At 60.5% G+C, this 17,504-nt stretch carries 12 protein-coding genes and 1 pseudogene; 7 read left to right on the forward strand and 6 right to left on the reverse strand.

Going from position 1 to position 17,504, the window contains the following annotated elements; genetic code table 11:
- Positions 1–83: 83 nt before the first annotated feature.
- From AC1VXC_RS16030 to AC1VXC_RS16045, 4 genes are all read left to right on the forward strand, one after another.
- Entirely contained in the window at positions 84–4,466 is a 4,383-nt protein-coding gene (locus tag AC1VXC_RS16030) for an Eco57I restriction-modification methylase domain-containing protein (protein WP_482995066.1), read from the forward strand.
- A complete protein-coding gene (locus AC1VXC_RS16035; protein WP_482995067.1) occupies positions 4,466–9,895 on the forward strand; it encodes a DEAD/DEAH box helicase in 5,430 nt (1,809 codons plus the stop codon). The genes AC1VXC_RS16030 and AC1VXC_RS16035 overlap by 1 nt, the downstream gene beginning before the upstream one ends.
- Before the next feature lie 444 nt (positions 9,896–10,339).
- Entirely contained in the window at positions 10,340–10,522 is a 183-nt protein-coding gene (locus AC1VXC_RS16040; protein ID WP_481538401.1) for a hypothetical protein, read from the forward strand.
- Positions 10,519–10,980, forward strand: coding sequence for a hypothetical protein (locus tag AC1VXC_RS16045; protein ID WP_481538402.1), 462 nt, complete (start codon positions 10,519–10,521; stop codon positions 10,978–10,980). The genes AC1VXC_RS16040 and AC1VXC_RS16045 overlap by 4 nt, the downstream gene beginning before the upstream one ends.
- Positions 10,981–11,171: 191 nt before the next feature.
- Here AC1VXC_RS16045 and AC1VXC_RS16050 read toward each other — a convergent pair whose 3' ends face one another.
- From AC1VXC_RS16050 to AC1VXC_RS16065, 4 genes are all read right to left on the reverse strand, one after another.
- Positions 11,172–11,663 (reverse strand): helix-turn-helix domain-containing protein, encoded by a 492-nt coding sequence (locus tag AC1VXC_RS16050; RefSeq protein ID WP_481538403.1) that lies wholly within the window; start codon positions 11,661–11,663, stop codon positions 11,172–11,174.
- A 108-nt stretch (positions 11,664–11,771) separates the two neighbouring features.
- On the reverse strand, positions 11,772–12,887 hold the full coding sequence (locus AC1VXC_RS16055) for a Fic family protein (protein ID WP_481538404.1): 1,116 nt from the start codon (positions 12,885–12,887) through the stop codon (positions 11,772–11,774).
- 181 nt (positions 12,888–13,068) lie between these two features.
- Positions 13,069–13,494 carry a hypothetical protein gene (locus AC1VXC_RS16060; RefSeq protein WP_481538405.1) on the reverse strand — a complete coding sequence of 142 codons (426 nt, stop codon included), beginning with the start codon at positions 13,492–13,494 and terminating at the stop codon, positions 13,069–13,071.
- Between the two features lie 48 nt (positions 13,495–13,542).
- A complete protein-coding gene (locus tag AC1VXC_RS16065) occupies positions 13,543–13,773 on the reverse strand; it encodes a hypothetical protein (protein ID WP_062168900.1) in 231 nt (76 codons plus the stop codon).
- 449 nt (positions 13,774–14,222) lie between these two features.
- Between AC1VXC_RS16065 and AC1VXC_RS16070 the strand changes: the two genes are divergently transcribed.
- The gene (locus AC1VXC_RS16070) at positions 14,223–14,402 is read left to right on the forward strand and encodes a hypothetical protein (protein WP_156455860.1); all 180 of its coding nucleotides are present in this window, start codon (positions 14,223–14,225) and stop codon (positions 14,400–14,402) included.
- 35 nt (positions 14,403–14,437) lie between these two features.
- On the opposite strand, the pseudogene AC1VXC_RS16075 reads toward AC1VXC_RS16070, so the two are convergent.
- A pseudogene (locus AC1VXC_RS16075) lies at positions 14,438–15,068 on the reverse strand (DUF488 domain-containing protein).
- Between the two features lie 770 nt (positions 15,069–15,838).
- Here AC1VXC_RS16075 and AC1VXC_RS16080 point away from each other — a divergent pair.
- Positions 15,839–16,090, forward strand: a complete 252-nt coding sequence (locus AC1VXC_RS16080; RefSeq protein ID WP_296251558.1) for a hypothetical protein — start codon at positions 15,839–15,841, stop codon at positions 16,088–16,090.
- 132 nt (positions 16,091–16,222) lie between these two features.
- On the opposite strand, the gene AC1VXC_RS16085 is transcribed toward AC1VXC_RS16080, so the two are convergent.
- On the reverse strand, positions 16,223–16,363 hold the full coding sequence (locus tag AC1VXC_RS16085; protein ID WP_296251559.1) for a hypothetical protein: 141 nt from the start codon (positions 16,361–16,363) through the stop codon (positions 16,223–16,225).
- Positions 16,364–16,666: 303 nt separating this feature from the next.
- Between AC1VXC_RS16085 and AC1VXC_RS16090 the strand changes: the two genes are divergently transcribed.
- The coding region (locus AC1VXC_RS16090) for an IS256 family transposase (protein ID WP_482995068.1) at positions 16,667–17,504 on the forward strand (838 nt) is incomplete at its 3' end.

Genomic DNA, 17,504 nt, shown 5'->3' on the forward strand with positions numbered 1-17,504 from the left:
GCTTGCTGAGAGATGGCGCCGGTCGGCCCGGCGTACTGCTGCACGCCATCAGCGAATCGCGCAAAGGTCAGAACGAACTGTCCGTGGTGCTGGGTGAGCGCGTACGCCAGGCGGTGGAATATCTCATCACCGCATCCCACGCTGCCATCGAGCAGGCCCAGCAGACCGGCACGGCGCCGGACTACCGCGACCTGTACCTCGCCGGCACGCGCATGATCATGCGCTGCATCATCACTTTGTTTGCCGAAGCGCGTGGTCTGCTGCCGGTCGATAACCCGATCTATCAGCACGCCTACAGCCTCGAAGGTCTGCGCCAGCAGCTGGATCGGCGTGCTGGCGGTCGTGGCAACGAGCGCTTGAGCCAAGGCCGCAGTGCCTGGCCGCGGCTGGTCGCGTTGTTCAACCTGATCTATCACGGCTCCGCCCACGAGGCACTGCCGGTACCCGCATACAGCGGTAGCCTGTTTGAACCCGGCGCCACCGATAGCGAGGATCCGGTCGCGCATGCGCTGGCCCTGCTGGAAAGCAGCGGCAATGCCATCACCGATCGGCAGGTATTGAACCTGCTGCGGTTGCTCACCCGTACCCGGGTGCGCATGCGCCAGGGACGCAAGGCGACCTGGGTGGATGGCCCGGTGGATTTCTCCGCGCTGTCCACCGAGTACATCGGCATCCTCTACGAAGGCCTGCTCGACTTTGAGCTGAAACAAGCCGATGCGACTGATCCGGTGCTGTTCCTCAACGTAGGCAACCAGCCGGCGCTGACCTTGTCGCAGTTGGAGTCGATGGATGACAAGACCACCAGGCAGCTGTTCGAGGCACTCAAGAAGAAAGACAAAGCTGGCGACGATGATGAGGGTGAGGCCGAGGAGCCCGAAGTAGAGGCGGAAGAAGATATCGAATCGGCCGAGGCCAGTACCGACGATGAAAGCGAAGCCGACGCTACGGCGGACGAAGCCGTCTCCGACGACGTAGAACTTGCAATCGACGCCGATCATCAGGCGCGCGCCAAAGTGTGGCTGGAACATGCGGCCGAACTGGCCGGGTTGATCAAGAAGCCACGTGGTCGCCGCTCTGCCAACACGGCTGATGAAGATGCTGCGCGCGCCAGCGCTGGCAAACAGCTCTGCGCAAGAATGATCGCGCCAGGCCAGTTCTATCTGGTGCGCTGGGGCGGTACCCGCAAAGGCGCCGGCACGTTCTACACCCGCCCGCAGCTGGCCGCGCCGCTGGTTCGGCGCACCTTGCAACCACTGGCCTTCGATCCCGTGCGCAGCGAGATCAATCCGCACAACGGGCTGGAGGACGTGGTCGAGTGGTCGCCGAAAACCCCGGAAGCGATCCTGGCGTTGAAGATCTGTGACCCGGCGATGGGCTCCGGTTCGTTCCTGGCCGGCGCGCTGCGCTTTCTCACCGACGCACTGGTGCAGTCGCTGTACCAGCACAAGCGCATCGCCCGTCGCGATGACGGTGCCATCGCCAAGCTGGCCGACGGCAACGCGGCGCAAGGTATGGGCGACCAACTGCTGCCGCTGCCGCCAGAGCACGAGGGCTTCGAGGATGTGCTGCGCGCCCAGCTCAAGCGCCACGTGGTGGAGCGCTGCATTTACGGCGTGGATATGGATCCGCTGGCGGTGGAACTTGGCCGCATGGCGCTCTGGGTCGAAACCATGGATCGCGACCTGCCGTTCGGGTTTCTCGATCACAAACTGAAAGTCGGCAACGCGCTGGTGGGCACGTGGTTCGACACTTTCCGCGACTACCCGGCCTTGGCTTGGGAGCGCGACGGTGGTGACAAGGACTACCAGAAAGACAAACCCGCCAACCTGATCAACCATGCTTGGGTAGATCACAAAGGCAAGCGCCGTGGCGACGTGTTTACCGCCGCCATCAACGCACGCGGTAAGGCCGTGCCCGGTGAGCTGGTCGCGATGCTTAGCGGTCAGCAGCGCCTCGATGAACCGACGCAGGCCACGCAGGTGCACCGCGAGCTGCTCAAGGTATTCGACCAGCTGCACCGGTTGCCGGTGCACGAAACGGACAAGCGCGCCGAGCTGTACCGCGACCAGGTGCTGCACAACCCGCGCCTGCACGCACTCAAACGTCGCATGGATCTGTGGTGTGCGCTGTGGTTCTGGCCGGGCGAGCAGATCGCGCTGGCGCCATTGCCGTCGCAGTTCGCCCTGCCGGGTGAGGAAGCCCTGGCGATTGCCGCCGAGGTGGCCGTACGCCAGCACTTCTTCCACTGGGAGCTGGAATACCCGGATGTGTTCACGCCGGAGCGCAGCGGCTTTGATGCGGTGCTCGGCAACCCGCCGTGGGAGATCCAGAAACCGAATTCGAAGGAGTTCTTCTCCAACAACGATCCGCTGTATCGCGCCTATGGCAAGCAGGAAGCGCTCGGAAAACAGCTGGAGTATTTCCGCCAGCAGCCGCAGCTGGAGCATGACTGGATCGCTTACAACGCCAACCTCAAGTCGCAGTCCAATTGGGTCAAATACGTAGGTGCGCCGTTTGGCGGCCGCGTCACCACCGACAAGGAAGGCAAGAAAAAGCACGATCTCAACCTTGGCGGCCGCGGCAACAACAGCTTTGCCGCCTCCGAACGTCTGCACAAAAAGTGGAAGCAACTACGCGGCAAGCACCTCGGCTTCGCCGATCCGGCGCACCCCTTCCGACATCAGGGTTCGGCCGACCTCAACACCTATAAGATGTTTCTGGAACAGAGCCACGCGCTGCTGCGTGGCGATGGCCGGCTCGGCATGATCGTGCCGAGCGGCGTCTACACCGATAAGGGCACCACCGCGCTACGCGAACTGTTTCTGGAACAGTGCGACTGGCAGTGGTTGTTCGGTTTCGAGAACCGCGAGGGGATCTTCGATATCCACCGCTCGTTCAAGTTCTGCCCGCTGATTATGCAGAAGGGCGGCGTCACCCAGGTGATCCGTGCCGCTTTCATGCACCGCAACGTGGACGACTGGGAGCAGGCCCAACGCTACGTGCTGGCCTATCCGCGTGAGCGGGTTGAAGAGTTTTCGCCGTATTCGAAGGCGATCCTGGAGATCCGCAGCGAACAGGATCTGCGCGTGCTGCAGAAGATCTACGCGAACGGCGTGCTGCTGGGTGATCAGGGTGAGCGTGGCTGGGGCATCAAATACGCCACCGAGTTCCACATGACCAACGACTCCAAGCTATTCCCGCCACGCCCGAAGTGGGAGGAGAAGGGCTACCAGCCGGACGAGTACGGTCACTGGATCAAGGGACCATGGCGCGCCTACGCCGGCCCGTCGAGCATCCTGGATCGTGAGCCGGGGTTGGTACTGTCGCGCGACGGTACGCAGGCGCTGGATGTGGATGCGATCGAGGATGTGGCGTTGCCGCTGTACGAGGGCCGCATGATTGGGCAGTTCGACTTCAGTGAGAAGGGATGGGTGAGCGGTAAAGGCCGAACTGCGGTGTGGCGAGATATACCGCTGCAGGAGAAGCAGATGGATCCGCAGTTCCTTATGGGTTTACAGGAGTATCTGTCGGCACGCGACAAGAATGGCGACCTCAAGTCGATGCGAGGTTTGAAGCCTTGCTTCATGGACGTGGGTTCGGCTACGAACTCGCGGACTATGATCGCGTCCGCTGTGTGGGATAACCCTTGCGGCAATAAGGTTCCGCTCTTGAAGCCTTCTGGTGGAACGCGGTCGATCCTGAGTTTGATGGGATGCCTGAATTCCTTCGCGTTCGACTACGTGCTTCGCAACCGTCTCGGCGGCCTGACCATCAATTACTTCATCGCAGAAGAATGTCCGTTGCCTCTGCGCGAAGCAATGCCGGCTGCATTGGTTCAAAAGGTCTTCGCACTGACTTCTGTTGGCAATCGGGCTTTTTCCATAGTGGCGCTAGATTTTGACGATTGTGTCCAAAAAGCGGCGATAACCGATCACGAGCGTCTTCGGCTCAGGGCGATCATCGACGCAGCTTCTTTTTCGATCTATGGATTGACGCTGGAAGAGGCGGGAAAGATTCTCCAAGACTGCGATCGACCAGTCTCACAACTGTCTGGGGATCGAGCCAAGAGCCTTAATCCGAAAGGGTTCTGGCGCCTTGGAAAAGGTTCCGATCCCGAACTCCGCCACACCGTACTGTCCCTGATCGCGTTCCACGACCTGCAAGCCAAGGGTCTCGACGCCTTCCTCGCCCAGAACGACGGCGAAAGCTGGCTGATTCCAGAAACGTTGCGCTTGGCCGACTACGGCCTGGGTCACGACGACCGTGCACAGGAACCGCAGCCCGTCGCCTCCCGCCTCGGCCCGCGCTTCCACGACTGGCAGTTGAACGAGGACGTGGAGCGATCGTGGGACGAGTGCGCGGCACATGCGGCGTTGATTCGTCGTATTGTGCCGTTGCCAGTTGCGAACGATGCGCTGGAATCAATTGAAGAGTCGCGACAGCAGTCACAGGGGGCACTGTTCTGATGCTTAATCCGATTACCTATGCCGAGCAGGTGGTCAGCGACTTTCTGCGCTACCAGCTCAGCACGTACGCGTTTGCCGACCAGAGTCTGTACGCGCAGATGCGCCAGTTGCTGAACCTGGAGCACACGCGCAATACACCGCTGCTCAAGGGGCCGTACATCTCGCTGTCGCGCACGTTCCGCCAAGGCGCTACGCTGGAGCAGCTAGCGAAAGAAGGTGTGCTGCATCCGCATATCCGACAGTTGTCGCCCTACCCGTCGGTATACCTGCATCAGGAGCAGGCGATCCGTGCGATTCACGACGGGCATACCACCCTTGTTGCTACCGGCACTGGCTCGGGCAAGACCGAATGTTTCCTGCTGCCGATCATCAGCCGCTGCCTGCAGCTGCGCGATGAGGATGCACCCGCTGGCATCACCGCGGTGATCGTGTATCCGATGAATGCGCTGGCCGAGGATCAGCTGCAGCGGATGCGCGAACTGCTGGCTGGTACCGGCGTCAGCTTCGGCATGTACGTGGGCAAGACCCCACGCAACGAATCCGATGTCACCGGCGTGCGCCTGCCGCCGGGTGCCAGCGCGGTGGACTACCGCGCCCGGCTGGCGCAGATGCAGCAGCAGAAGCTGGATGTGGCCTTGCACCCAGCCGAGGAGCGCGCCAGCCGCGAGGCCATGCGCGAGCCCGGCCGGCAGCCGCGCATCCTGCTGACCAACGTCAAGCAGTTGGAGTTGCTGTTGACCCGCCAGCAGGATCTGGAGCTGTTCGACAACGCCCGGCTGGAATTCATGGTGTTCGACGAGGCGCACACCTTTACCGGTGCGCAGGGCGCCGAGACCGCCTGCCTGATCCGCCGCTTGCGCGCCTACTGCGGCAAGGACGAGCACAGCACCACCTGCATCGCCACCTCCGCCACGATCGCCGACCCAGTCAGGGGACCCGAAGCGGGCCGTGAGTTCGCCAGCCGTTTCTTCGGCGTGGATGGCAAGGCCGTGCAACTGGTGGGTGAGTCGTATGAAGCTGACTTGTGGGGCGAGCCGCGCAGCGCCAGCGCGCCGCTCACCGGCGATCAGGGCGTGCAACTGCAGACCTTGCTGGACGTACTCGGGCGCGTTGATCACGACGATGCCAGCGAAAGTGACATCCAGTCTCTGCGGGTGTGGTTTCAGTCGGTCACCGGTACGCGCCTGAGCGATGGCAACTGGCGTGAGGCGTTGTACCGCTGGTTGAGCCATAACGAAGTTGTATACCAGATCGCCGAGGCGCTGCGCCGGCCGCGCGCGTTGGCGGATCTGCTGGAGGAGCTGGACTCCAAGCTGGGCCGGCCGGTTTCCGAGGAGGAGATCCTGATCTGGCTGGCGTTGGGTGCAGCCTCACGCTGCGACGTACGCCCCTTGCTGCGCCCGGTGGTGCATGGTTTCGTGCGTGGTGTCAGCGGGGCGGTAGTGACCTTCCCTGAGCCGCAGAAGCAAGCCAAGCTGTGGCTGGCGGCCGAAGATGCGGTGGCTGACAACGAGGAGCTGCATCGCTTTCCGCTGCTCAGTTGCACCACTTGTGGCCAGCATTATTTCGAGCACGGGCTGGAGGACTTCCAGTTCACCGGCGTCGCCCCCGGTGGCGGTAGTGCCGAAGGTAGCCGACGGGTATGGCGTGCGCAGGAGCTCATCCTGGGCGGCGCGCGTGCGCTGTCGCTGGATCATCAGGTCGGCAGCGATGCCGATGACGACGCACCGCCGCGCACCGAACTGCTGTTTGTCTGCCGCTACTGTGGCACCGTCCACGACGATCAAGGTGCTACCTGCGTCGGCTGCGGTCGCGACAAGCCGCTGATGCCGCTGTATTTCGTGCAGCAGAAAGAGGATCACCCGGGCAAGCTCACCCGCTGTGTCTCCTGCGCGGCAAATGGCCGACGCTTCAGCGGTACTTACCGCGAGCCAGCGCGTCCGGTGCGTGCAACCACGGTGGCTGATGTACACGTGCTGGCGCAAAGCCTGATCCACCACGCCGAGCGCCGCCGGTTGCTGGTGTTCGCCGACAACCGTCAGGACGCCGCGTTCCAGGCCGGCTGGATGCAGGATCGCTCGCGCCGGTTCCGTCTACGCGAACTGGTCTATCAGAAGCTGCGCCAAGCGCCGATTTCGGTCAGCGACCTGACCCTGTGGCTGGATCGCACCCTGGATGCGGATGACGAACTGTCGCGTGCGCTGATTCCGGAAGTCTGGCGCGTAGAGCCGAAATCGCAGACGGGCCTGGCCCACGGCGAAGAACGCAAATGGTTCCTGCGCGTGCAGGTGCTGCGCGAGCTGAGCATGGGCGCACGACAGCGCACCGGTCTGGAGCCGCTGGGGCGACTGAAGATCGACTATCAAGGGCTGGATGCCGCGTCGCCGGTAATCCTGAAATGGGCCAACCGCATTGGCTGCAAGGCCGAACTGCTGGTGGATGGTGTGGCCTCGCTGCTGGACGCCGCTCGCTCGCGGCGCATGCTACACGACAACGTGACCCACGCCTATTCCAAGTTCTGGATGGATGGCGAGAAGGAAGTCTTGCGCGGCTACCTGCCATCGATGAAAGGCGTGCCGGCCGCGTTGAAATTCCAGCGTGACGGACAAGACGACGAAGGCCGCATCAAACAGTGGTACAGCAACTACGACACGGTGGCCAAGCAGTCCGCAGTGGCGTGGGGCATGCAGTCCGACGACGTGCAGCCTTTCCTGAAAGACGTTTGGAAGCTGCTTAGTAGTGATTTGGAGATCCTGGCCGCGGTGCAGTTGAAGGGCGCCCGTGGAAAGCTGCTGCCCGGTTGTGTAGGCGCGCGCCAGGTGGATGTCGACAAGCTGATCATGGTGCCGAGCCATGGCATGTACCGCTGCGAGACCTGCCGCCGGCTGCACAGCCGGGGCAACCCGACCACGCGTTGCATGGCGTGGCGTTGCCCGGGCACGCTGGTATTCGAAGCGGAAAATCCCGACAGCTACGACCTGCTGATGCTCGATCAGGAGTTCGCCATGTTGCGTGCTCGCGAGCATTCCGCACAGATCCCGGGGCCGGAACGCGAGCGTATCGAGAACGCGTTCAAGAGTGAGGATGGCGAGCGCCTCAATACGCTAGTGTGTACGCCGACGCTGGAAATGGGCGTGAATATCGGTTCGCTGGACGCGGTGCTGATGCGCAACGTACCGCCGCTGCCGTCTAACTACTGGCAGCGCGCCGGCCGCGCTGGGCGGCAGTTCCGCATGGCGCTGGATCTGACTTATGCGCGCGCGAGCAGCCACGACCGCGCGTACTTCAACCAGCCGTTGAAGATGCTCGAAGGCTTGATCGAGCCGCCCAGCTTCAACCTGCGTAATCCGGTGATGGTACGCAAGCATGTGCAGGCAACCGTACTGACGACGTTGTTCCAGTTGCTGCGTGACAAGATGCTTCCGTTGAACGAAGCCGAGGCGCTGCGACTGGTTCTAGCAACGTGTCTGCCAGTGCAGATCAAGTCGTGGTTGTTCACGGCCGAAGGCCATGTGCGCGACAAGCCGCTGGCAGTGACGGATCTGGCGACGCAGATCCAGCGCCACCGCACCACACTGTGTGCAGCCGTGCTGCGGGCCTTTGCGCAAGGCTGGCCACAAGCCGATGCCGACGTGGTGAGCCCAGCTGTTGTTGCCACCATTGTTGACGGTTTTGCCGGTGAGCTGCAGAACGTGATTGGCCGGTTGTTTCAGCGGCTGCAGTGGGCCTTGGGCCAGCTGGCACGACTGCGCAAGGTGGCCGAAAGCAAGGGTGCACTGGATGCCGATGAGGAGGCTCTGCGCGGACGCTGCGAACGCCTAGTGAAGAAGCTCAAAGGCGAGGCCCGTCGTCGCGCCAATCAGGCCGAGGGCGTGGACGATACCAACACCTACGGCGTGCTGGCTGCGGAAGGCTTTCTGCCTGGTTATGGCCTGGACACTGGGGCCGTCACCATCACCCACGAAGCGCCGCGTTACGGCTCAGATATTTCCGACTGGGAGCTGCGCCGAAGCAGTTCACTGGCGGTACGCGAGTACGTGCCCGGCAACCTGATCTACGCCAACTCGCACAAGTTCGTGCCGCGTCGGTTCCACCTGGTGCCGGAAGAGCCGCTGGTGTTTTCGGTAGATGTGGCGAGCGAGTCAATCCAGGAGACCGGTGGCTTGTCCAGGGCGGGCGAGCAGGCGGCCTCCATGGGTGCGACGCATATCCACGGCGTCGCCATCTGCGACGTGGATGCGCCGCATCAATCCTATATTTCCGACGACGAGGATTACCGCTTCCAGATTCCGGTAGCGGTGTTCGGCCAGGATGAGGGCCGTCATGCGGGTGGCCGCGGGTATGAGTGGGGTACGGCAGCGTTACAGCTCAAGCACGGCCTGCATATGCGGTTGGTGAATGTGGGTGCGGCGGGGCAAGTGAAGGCCACCGGTGTGTTGGGTTACCCGTTGTGCCTGGTGTGCGGCGCCAGCCGTTCGCCGATGAGCTCCAAGAAAGAGCTTGATACGTTCAACGATCACCACCTCGAACGCTGCGGGCGGCCCACGCAGAACATCTGTTTCTATGCGGAGGTGGTGGCCGATGCGCTGGTAGTGCCGGACTGTGCCAGCAAGGAAGTGGCCTACAGCCTGATGGAGGCGTTGCGGCAAGGGGCCGCTGAAGTGTTGGACATGGAGGTGTCCGACTTGCAGGTATTGGTCTTTGGCAAGCCTGGTAGCGAGGCGTTCGACGCCTTATTGTACGACCCGATGCCGGGAGGCTCGGGCCTGCTGGAGCAGTTGCTCGGCCACTGGCCGCAGGTGATCACCGCGGCGCAGGCGCTGGTAGAAGACTGTCCCGCGGCGTGCGAAAGCTCGTGCGTGGATTGCCTGCAAAACTTCCGCAACTCGTTCTATCACGACAACCTCAACCGTCACACAGCGCTGGACTACCTTCGTGACTGGGGTGGTGAGCTGCGCCTGGCTCATGCCATCCCGCCCGTGTTGCCGGATGAAACGCTGACCCAGCAGCCAGGGAATGCACCGGAAGCCCAGCTGGCGACGATGTTGAAAGCGGCCGGTCTGGTCAACTTCGAAACCGATCGGCCGATCGCACTCTCCGGCAATGTGACGACGCGACCTGATGTGTACTTCCATGCCCCCAACGATCAGTACGAAGGCGTTTGCGTGTATCTGGACGGCATGAGCAGCCACTTGCATGGCAGCGCCCAGACCGCGATCAAGGATCGGCAGATTCGTCAGGAGTTGCTCAACACCGACCACGAGGTGGTGGCGATCCAGTATCAGGAGCTATTCGATAGAGAGGCAATGCGTACCCATATGCGGCGTATTGCGCGTGCAGTGATTGGTAGAGAAAAGGCCCGCGAGGTGGGAAGTAGCGATGAGTGGTTCTGCGAAGAAGGTATTCCCATAAACCAGGTTCGCTGCTGATTAACGTGCGCATTTTCTGCCCCTCAGGGCCCCTTAAATTTTATTTTTGGGGCTCAAGGGTAAAGTTATGCTGAGTTGGAAGATGATCGAGAAGCTGGGGAGCTGAGAGGCTGTTCAGAGTCTTTTGAGCAATAGGGAAAGGAATGCTAAGGGGATGAACTGCAAGCTGGCGTTGAGTAACCGCTCAACATGCTTGACCCCCGTTGGATCAAAGACCGGGGTCGGTCTGCAGTCATGGAGCAACGCCAGCGTTGAGAGATCACAACCTTAGTTCGCCAAAGAAGAGGCTTCCGATTTTGGTCAAGGTCAAGTTGGCTTCAGTAGCGCTAGCGGCAGTGCTGTCCGATCGTGGACCGATCACGAGGCCGGGCGCCTCCTTCACGAAGTTATTGGCCCTCCAACGGTCATTGCTGATCTGAATGCGGTATCTGTCTGGTAAGGGAAATGCTGGCGGCAATAGCTGAATTGCCTCAGGGCTGGTTCGAGGACGGCCTGATCAACCAGGCCTTGGAACAGGCGACAAAGGTGGCGACCGTTGTTGCGACCATGACTAATTTTGAAGGCCCGCGACTGTGCGTCAGAGACTCGGCCAAGCAATACCGCTACCAGGAGCGAATCGAAGGATGACCGACCCTGAGGAGCAGGCACTGTACGAGCGTATGGTTAATGATGCCATGGGTGCATTCGGATACAGCCGCCCAAATGCTGAGAAGCTGATCAAGGGGGTGATCCCGCGGATCCGACACCAGGTCCAGATCCAGCCGGTGCGGCAGAAAAAGGTGACCCGCAAGAAGAAGGTCAATCGGATCCGAAATCAAAATGAGCCCATGACACGCGAGGAAATTGCCAAGCTCCCTCCGCTCGTTCCGCCACGTCCCGCGCCGCGTAACGCCAAGGAGCGCATGGAGCGCATGGAGCGAGCATTGGAACCCGATGAAGGCGAGCGCAGGCGGCGCGGGGGGGGGTTACCCCCCAACGCAGGTGTAGGTATAGACGGGGATGCGTTCGGTAAATGTGCAGCCAATTTTGGTATGGCACCGGAAGCCTTCGATGCTATAGGTATTCGCCGTAGGGCCTTCAGATAACGCTGCCGTACCTGGTGGTCGTGCGGTGGCGGCTCCCAAGTGAACGGCTTGGCTTCATAGCATTGCAAAAATAGTTTTGCCATGACTCGTGAGCAGTGGCCATTGCTACCCACTGCGATTTCAATTGTGATGCCTCATCCGGATCCAGTTGCGTTTGCCTTTCATCGAGAGGGAGCTGGAATCCCTGAAGGTCAGCCGAGATCCTCCTCTCGTCTTCGCCACAGTGCGGTATCCGGGATCTCGATTTCAGCCTGTTCCAGGAGATAGCGTCGAAGCTCTTCGGAGACCGCTTGATCTTCCAACTTCATGTGGATCGCAGTCCGATTGAATGTGGCGTTGAAGAGCTTCAGGCGCTGCTGATCGACGCTTGCCTGCAGCGACTGCCTCGGCACCACCAACAAAATAACTTCACAATCCATGGCCGCGGCTGCACGGCGCAATGTATCAACCTGCACCGTCCCAGCCCGCTCGCTGTTCTCCAGCTTGAGCACAGAACTGGGCTGCACCCCCAGCCGTCGTGCGAGCTCGGTTCGCGACATTCCTAAGGCGTCGCGAGTGGCTGCGATCCAGCCGCCGCGTGGTACGGGCCGAAGTCTGGGTAGTAGCTGACGCAGCCAATCGCCGGTTTGGTCGAGCTTGGACCGGGCTAAGCGACGCATCTGGGAGGTTGCGTTGGGAGCCATGGTTGTTCCTTTAAAGGAACAAAAGGTTATCCTAGTTATTCCCTGTGCGGCTCTTTTCCTAGTGGCTTCTGCCAAGTAATGCTCTAGTTGTGGGCCACCATTCTCTGCTTAGATCAATTTGTAGCCGGTACTGCGCCCGCCACCTGGGCACCTCTTGAGAATGCCGAGCTTGAGCAGCGCAGTGATATCGCGTAGCGCCGTGTCCTGCGAACACTTGGCGGTCGCGGCCCAACTGCTGCTGGTCAGCTTTCCTTCAAAGCCATCAAGGAGGCGATTGATTAGCTTCACCTGGCGGCAGTTGAGCGAGGCGCCGTTCCAGTGTTGCCAGAAGTGGGCCTTGGTCAGTACGGCGTCCACATTAGACTGGGCGCGTTCGAACGCACGGCCCAAGGTGGCCAAGAACCAGGCTAGCCATTCGGTTATGTCGCCGTCTTGGCGCTGTGTCCGCTCCAGCACCGCGTAGTAGTTCTTCTGCTCACGCTGGATCTGCGCTGACAAGCTGTAGAACCGGTGCTGGGAGCTGCCTTCTGCTCTCGCAAGCAACATATCAGCGACAGCCCGGGCGATGCGACCGTTGCCGTCATCAAAGGGGTGCAAGGTCACAAACCAGAGGTGTGCGATGCCAGCCTTGATCACGTCCGGTTCGCTGGTAGCGGTGTTAGCCCAATCGAGAAACGTTGCGATCTCGGCGGTGAGCCGTTCTGCTGGCGGGGCTTCGAAATGGACTTTTTGACTGCCGATGGGTCCGGATACGACCTGCATGGGGCCGCGCTCATCATTGCGCCAGTGGCCAACCGAGATCCGGCTCATGCCGGAGAAGCCGGTAGGGAACAGAGCCGCGTGCCAGCCGAACAGACGCTCGGTGTTGAGTGGGGCTGAGCTGTTCGATGTGGCGTCCAATACCATCTCGACGACGCCTTCGATGTGGTGGTCTACGGGGGCGATAGCGCCAATGTCCACGCCCAGCCGGCGGGCGATAGACGACCTGACCGATTTGGCGTTTAGCACCACGCTCTCGATCGCACTGGTCTTGATGACATCCTCGGTCAGGGCTGCAAGGCTGACCTGATCACGGAGATCCGCTCCGACATCGGCTAAGCGGCCCAAGAGCATTCCTTGGGCGCGGCTGATTTTGGCCAATGCTGGCGCGAGCTTAGCCATGTCGTAGGCTAGAAGAGGCCACTGTGGGGCTTCCCAGAGGTATTGGCAATCACCGCAGTTCATGCGTTGATTGAAGTACGGAATCGCCGCAACCGCAACTTGAATGCCAGTAAAACTGCGGAGGACATTCTGCGATTCACCGCAATGGCCGCTAAGTTGGTTCTTGGATGATCTACACCGTTAGGGTCGGACGTCGGCTGAAGTCGGTCAGAATATGCTTTCACTGCGCGGCCAACTAATGCTTTCACGCACACATCCAACCGCGGAAGATGACTTCCTCCACGGTCGCTTGGAACATGAAACTTACTAGCAGCAGACTCACGGGCGAGCGCCATGCTTGCCCCAAGCCTGCGGCCTGCATGCCGCCTGCCATCCAGATCGTGACTACGACCAGCGCGACTGTGCCGAATCCAACGGCAAGTCCGCGCAGGACGGTTTTCAGCCGTACCGGACCTGTCAGCCCGATGCTCGCCAGCGAGCGCCCTTCGACCAAGCGTACCCAGGCGAGCACGCCCGCCAGCGTTGGCGGGAAGGCGCAGTCCGCGAGGAAGGGTTCGACCCGAGCGATCTGTTCCAGCTTGGGCCTGTCCTCGGGTCGTTTCGTGTGTTCGATGGCCCGCTCTACGGTTTCCCGCGCATCGGCCTCGCCATCGAGGTCGGCCACCAGCACGTAGAAAATTGCACCCGCAGCACCAGCATCGAGGCCCGTCTCCGTGCGTCAGAAGTCCAGCGCATAGGCGCCGACGGAAGGCGATGAACCGAAGGCCTTTACGTAGCCTTTGCTGAGGACGACGGGGACATTCTCGAAGGCGATCGCACCCTTGTGCTTCAGATTGGGGAGTCGCTCCTTGAGGAAGCTGTAGACCTCGCGTTCCAGCGTCGCGAGCGCGCTGCCCTTCTGGCCGATGAAGGCTTCGGCCTGTGACCAGCAGGGTTGGAACTTTGGCACGTGGTACTGGTCTTGCGGGAGCCCCTACGCGAAATTACAGCACCCAAAGTTGCATCCCCGCCCTCGCTGGTCCATGCTGGGGGGGAGCGCTTGTGGGGCCAAATCATGGTTACGCGTTCTTTTAACTACTTTGCTCTTCGATCAGACTTTGATCGTTCAGCCCACCATCTCGTCGCCACCTGCACAGCATTGGCGTCTAACGAGCGTCAGGCGTTGCTCGAGGGCTTGGCTGATTTAGCAGCGAAAATTGCAGACGGAGTCCAAGGTCATCGGGAAGAAGCGGCCATCCTCATAAGCATTCAACGAGTAATGCAGAGGGTGAAGCGTGAGGTATTCACACACGCAACTTCCCCACTCGACCACAATCCTTCATGGCTCCCTGCCTATCAGTGTGTTATCGAAGCAAGCCAAGAACGATGAAACCGTGCCTCACAGAAACCGAGTTGGAAATGATCCAGAGTGCCTACAAGCTCTATGGGGCAAGTGACGGTTTCTGGATTACTTTCAATATCATCACAGAAGCGGTTACTCAAAGAAGCGATTGTTCCGGGAAGGAAGTGACAGACATGGTCAAGAGTGCGTTTAAAGAGTTGGCTCGAACAGACAGCGCGTTCGATGAAGCTTTTTGAATAACAGTAGAGAAAAAGAGCCCGGCGTACCGGGCTCACGGTGCTACTCCCCAGTAGATGCCTCGGATCATGGCCCCCGCCCTCAGTTCAGTCAACCATTTCTGCGCACTCGGCCAGGAGCTCGGCTGGGTTGCTCTTAAAGCAAGCCGAGCTGCAAATGGGGGATATATAAGGCCCTCACCCGCCCGCTGCGCCATGGGATTGAGTCTGTGCGGGTCCGGTGCTCGTTCGGTCTGGATATGCAGCACTTGGTGACCCCGGTGCACTAGAAGGTCCGAAATCAACCGCCGATGGCAGCGCCACCACAGTAGCTCTGCACACATCAATGCCGTCCGACTTCTCGCGGCAGCAGCCAAGGCTTGTTCAAGCCCATCAGCAAACCCTGCGCTGGCCATGTGGTCTGCGTAGCCCTGAAACGATGAGTTCCTCCACCCGCCGTTCGCCGACCTTGACTGCACTGTTCGCCGCCCCCTAGCCGGGAACCCAATGATAGCCAATGCCTTCCCGAGGCAATTGCGCACTCATCGCGTCGCTGCCGAACCAAGGAAACTTTCGGAAGCCAGGAAACCGTCTGACACCCGGAACTGAGTCGATTTGGTTGGCTTGCAGAACATCGATAAAAGCGCCCCACGTGCCCGTTGAGTACCCCATCGTCCAAACAGTCATGGGTTTTTCCTGCCATCGATCTCAACCCGACTACGCTGGAATTCTTTGCCCAAAGAGCGGGGGCGGGTAGTCTAGAACTTACCTCGACACCTTCGCCTCAGCTGCCCGCTCACCTCTGGCAACAGCGCCAGACCCGGTGATAGGATTTTCCGGTCCGACCGCCTGGCACCTTTCATGAACGAGCACACTTCAACTCAGTGCTTAACTCTGTCCGAGCTTGCCCAGCTGCGGCTCGCGTTTGAGCGCTACGGGACCGGGGATGGGTTCTGGCTCGCTTATACCGACATCCTTGATGCAGCCACCAACAGGCTTGGGTGCGACCGAAATATCGTGAACGAAGAAATGCGGAACGCTTTCCGGAAGTGGGCTAGGGAGGACCCTCAGTTCCTCTGATCGGCCAGAACCGCCGGCCGTTCCGTCCCCCTGATCAGCACCTGCCAGACCGTTCCAACGACGGATGCCTATCGGACGATGAGCTGACCGCGCTGCGCCAAGCCTTCGAGCGCTACGGTTCGGGCGATGGGTTCTGGATGGCCTTTGAGGACGTTATGGAACAGGCTGCTACTCGGCGGCGTTGCAGCTGCCAGATCGTGCTCAATGAAATGCGGGCCACCTTCCGCACCTGGTCGAAGAGCGACCCCCGATTCTAGTAGGGGCAAAATGCCTTTCGCCTCCCCTCTGCCAAGCATGGCCAGCCGCCCGGTCGCATGCCCCTCTTGCGGGACGGCGGCCGGAGGTTTCAAATACCGTCTTTCATACCTGTACCGCCGATGGCCTCCTCCCCTCATTTCCAGCTCCTGGAAGAGCTCGTCCACTCCATGGAAAATGAAGTGCAAGACCTCTCGACTGGCGACCGCGTCAGCAAACTCGAGGCCGTACGTCAAGCTGCAGCCCGAGCATTTGCTTGCTGTGAGCAAGCAGATGAGGAGGCAATAGATGCGCTGGTACAGCGCGCCTGCGAAGCGGCCGTAGTACCAACTGACGCAAAGAAGGATGAACTGACGACATTGATTGAGCAGTGACAGACCGCGCCCATCTTTGCTGCCTGTCCCCAATTGGCTGGTAGAACTCGGTGTAGCTCAAGAAAGCAGCCTGCAGGGACTGGTTTAGCCCCCGCTCTCCGCTCCGGTCTCAATCCCAAAGTGCGCCGCAGCCTAGTGCTTGTACGCCGCCTTGATGCCGGCCACGATCACTGCAGTCGGCAATGGCTCGGTCGCCCCCACGTCGTAGCTGTCCCCCAGCACCTGCGCAATCGAGTTCTCGATCACCGGGCCCAGGCTTTCCGCCCGCTTCACATCCCCGATGCAGTGCCACCACTGCGTGTGCCAGAGCACTTTCCCTTCAGTGCTGGGCGTGTGCAGATTTTGTGTAAACGGGATTCGGGTAACAGCTGAGGGAGTCGCCCCTCAAACTGGATGGTAAATCGGTTCAGGACTGCCTTCCAATCACGGATGGGTAAGGTCCATCGTTTGCTGATGTTTGAGTCGCCCGAGATGCTCTAGACAGACGAACGACAGCTTCTGGCCGCATCCGGGCCTGTCCTAGATTTTGTGTAAACGGGTCACCGGCAGGAAACTGCCATCTGACCTGGGGCTACCATGAGTTCACGCAAACATGAAGTACCCAACGAGTTGCTGAGCAGCTTGTTGGCTAACTACAAGAGACCTGAGGACCTGATCGGCGAGAACGGCTTGCTAAAGCAGTTGACCAAGCTGCTGGTAGAGAAGGCGCTCGATGCAGAGATGGCCGAGCACTTGGGGCATGAGAAGCACGAGCCGGTCGCCAACGGTGCTGGCAACACCCGCAACGGCCGCAGTCGCAAGACGCTCAAGGGTGAGTTTGGTGAGCTGCCTATCGAGGTACCACGCGATCGCCAAGGCACCTTCGAGCCCAAGCTAATCCCGAAGCACCAGACCCGTTGGAGTGGGTTCGACGACAAGATCCTGTCACTGTACGCACGAGGGATGACCGTGCGCGAGATCCAGGCACACCTGGAGGAGATGTACGGGGCCGAGGTGTCGCCGAGCTTAATTTCATCGGTCACAGACGCAGTGGTGGATGAGGTCAAGGCGTGGCAGGCGCGCCCGCTCGATCCGGTCTATCCGATCGTGTACTTGGACTGCATCCACGTCAAAGTTCGAGACGGTGCAGTTCGAGTCAAGGCGGTTTACCTGGCCATCGGTATAACGATGAGCGGTGAGAAGGAAGTTCTGGGCCTGTGGCTGGCCCAAACCGAGGGTGCGAAGTTCTGGTTGCAAGTGGTGACGGAGCTACGTAATCGTGGCGTGCAAGACATCTTCATCGCCTGTGTCGACGGCCTGAAGCGCTTCCCTGAGGCTATCGAGGCAGTGTTTCCGTACACCACGGTGCAACTATGCATCGTGCATATGGTCAGGCACAGCTTGAACTATGTGTCGTGGAAGCGGCGACTAGAAG

Source organism: Stenotrophomonas sp. STEN033, assembly GCF_056856655.1.

Bases quoted from the DNA above. Each gene is read 5' to 3' on its own strand.
- AC1VXC_RS16035 (WP_482995067.1), top strand. From the start codon at position 4,466: ATGCTTAATCCGATTACCTATGCCGAGCAGGTGGTCAGCGACTTTCTG.
- AC1VXC_RS16040 (WP_481538401.1), top strand. From the start codon at position 10,340: ATGCTGGCGGCAATAGCTGAATTGCCTCAGGGCTGGTTCGAGGACGGC.
- AC1VXC_RS16045 (WP_481538402.1), top strand. From the start codon at position 10,519: ATGACCGACCCTGAGGAGCAGGCACTGTACGAGCGTATGGTTAATGAT.
- AC1VXC_RS16050 (WP_481538403.1), bottom strand. From the start codon at position 11,663: ATGGCTCCCAACGCAACCTCCCAGATGCGTCGCTTAGCCCGGTCCAAG.
- AC1VXC_RS16055 (WP_481538404.1), bottom strand. From the start codon at position 12,887: ATGAACTGCGGTGATTGCCAATACCTCTGGGAAGCCCCACAGTGGCCT.
- AC1VXC_RS16070 (WP_156455860.1), top strand. From the start codon at position 14,223: ATGATCCAGAGTGCCTACAAGCTCTATGGGGCAAGTGACGGTTTCTGG.
- AC1VXC_RS16080 (WP_296251558.1), top strand. From the start codon at position 15,839: ATGGCCTCCTCCCCTCATTTCCAGCTCCTGGAAGAGCTCGTCCACTCC.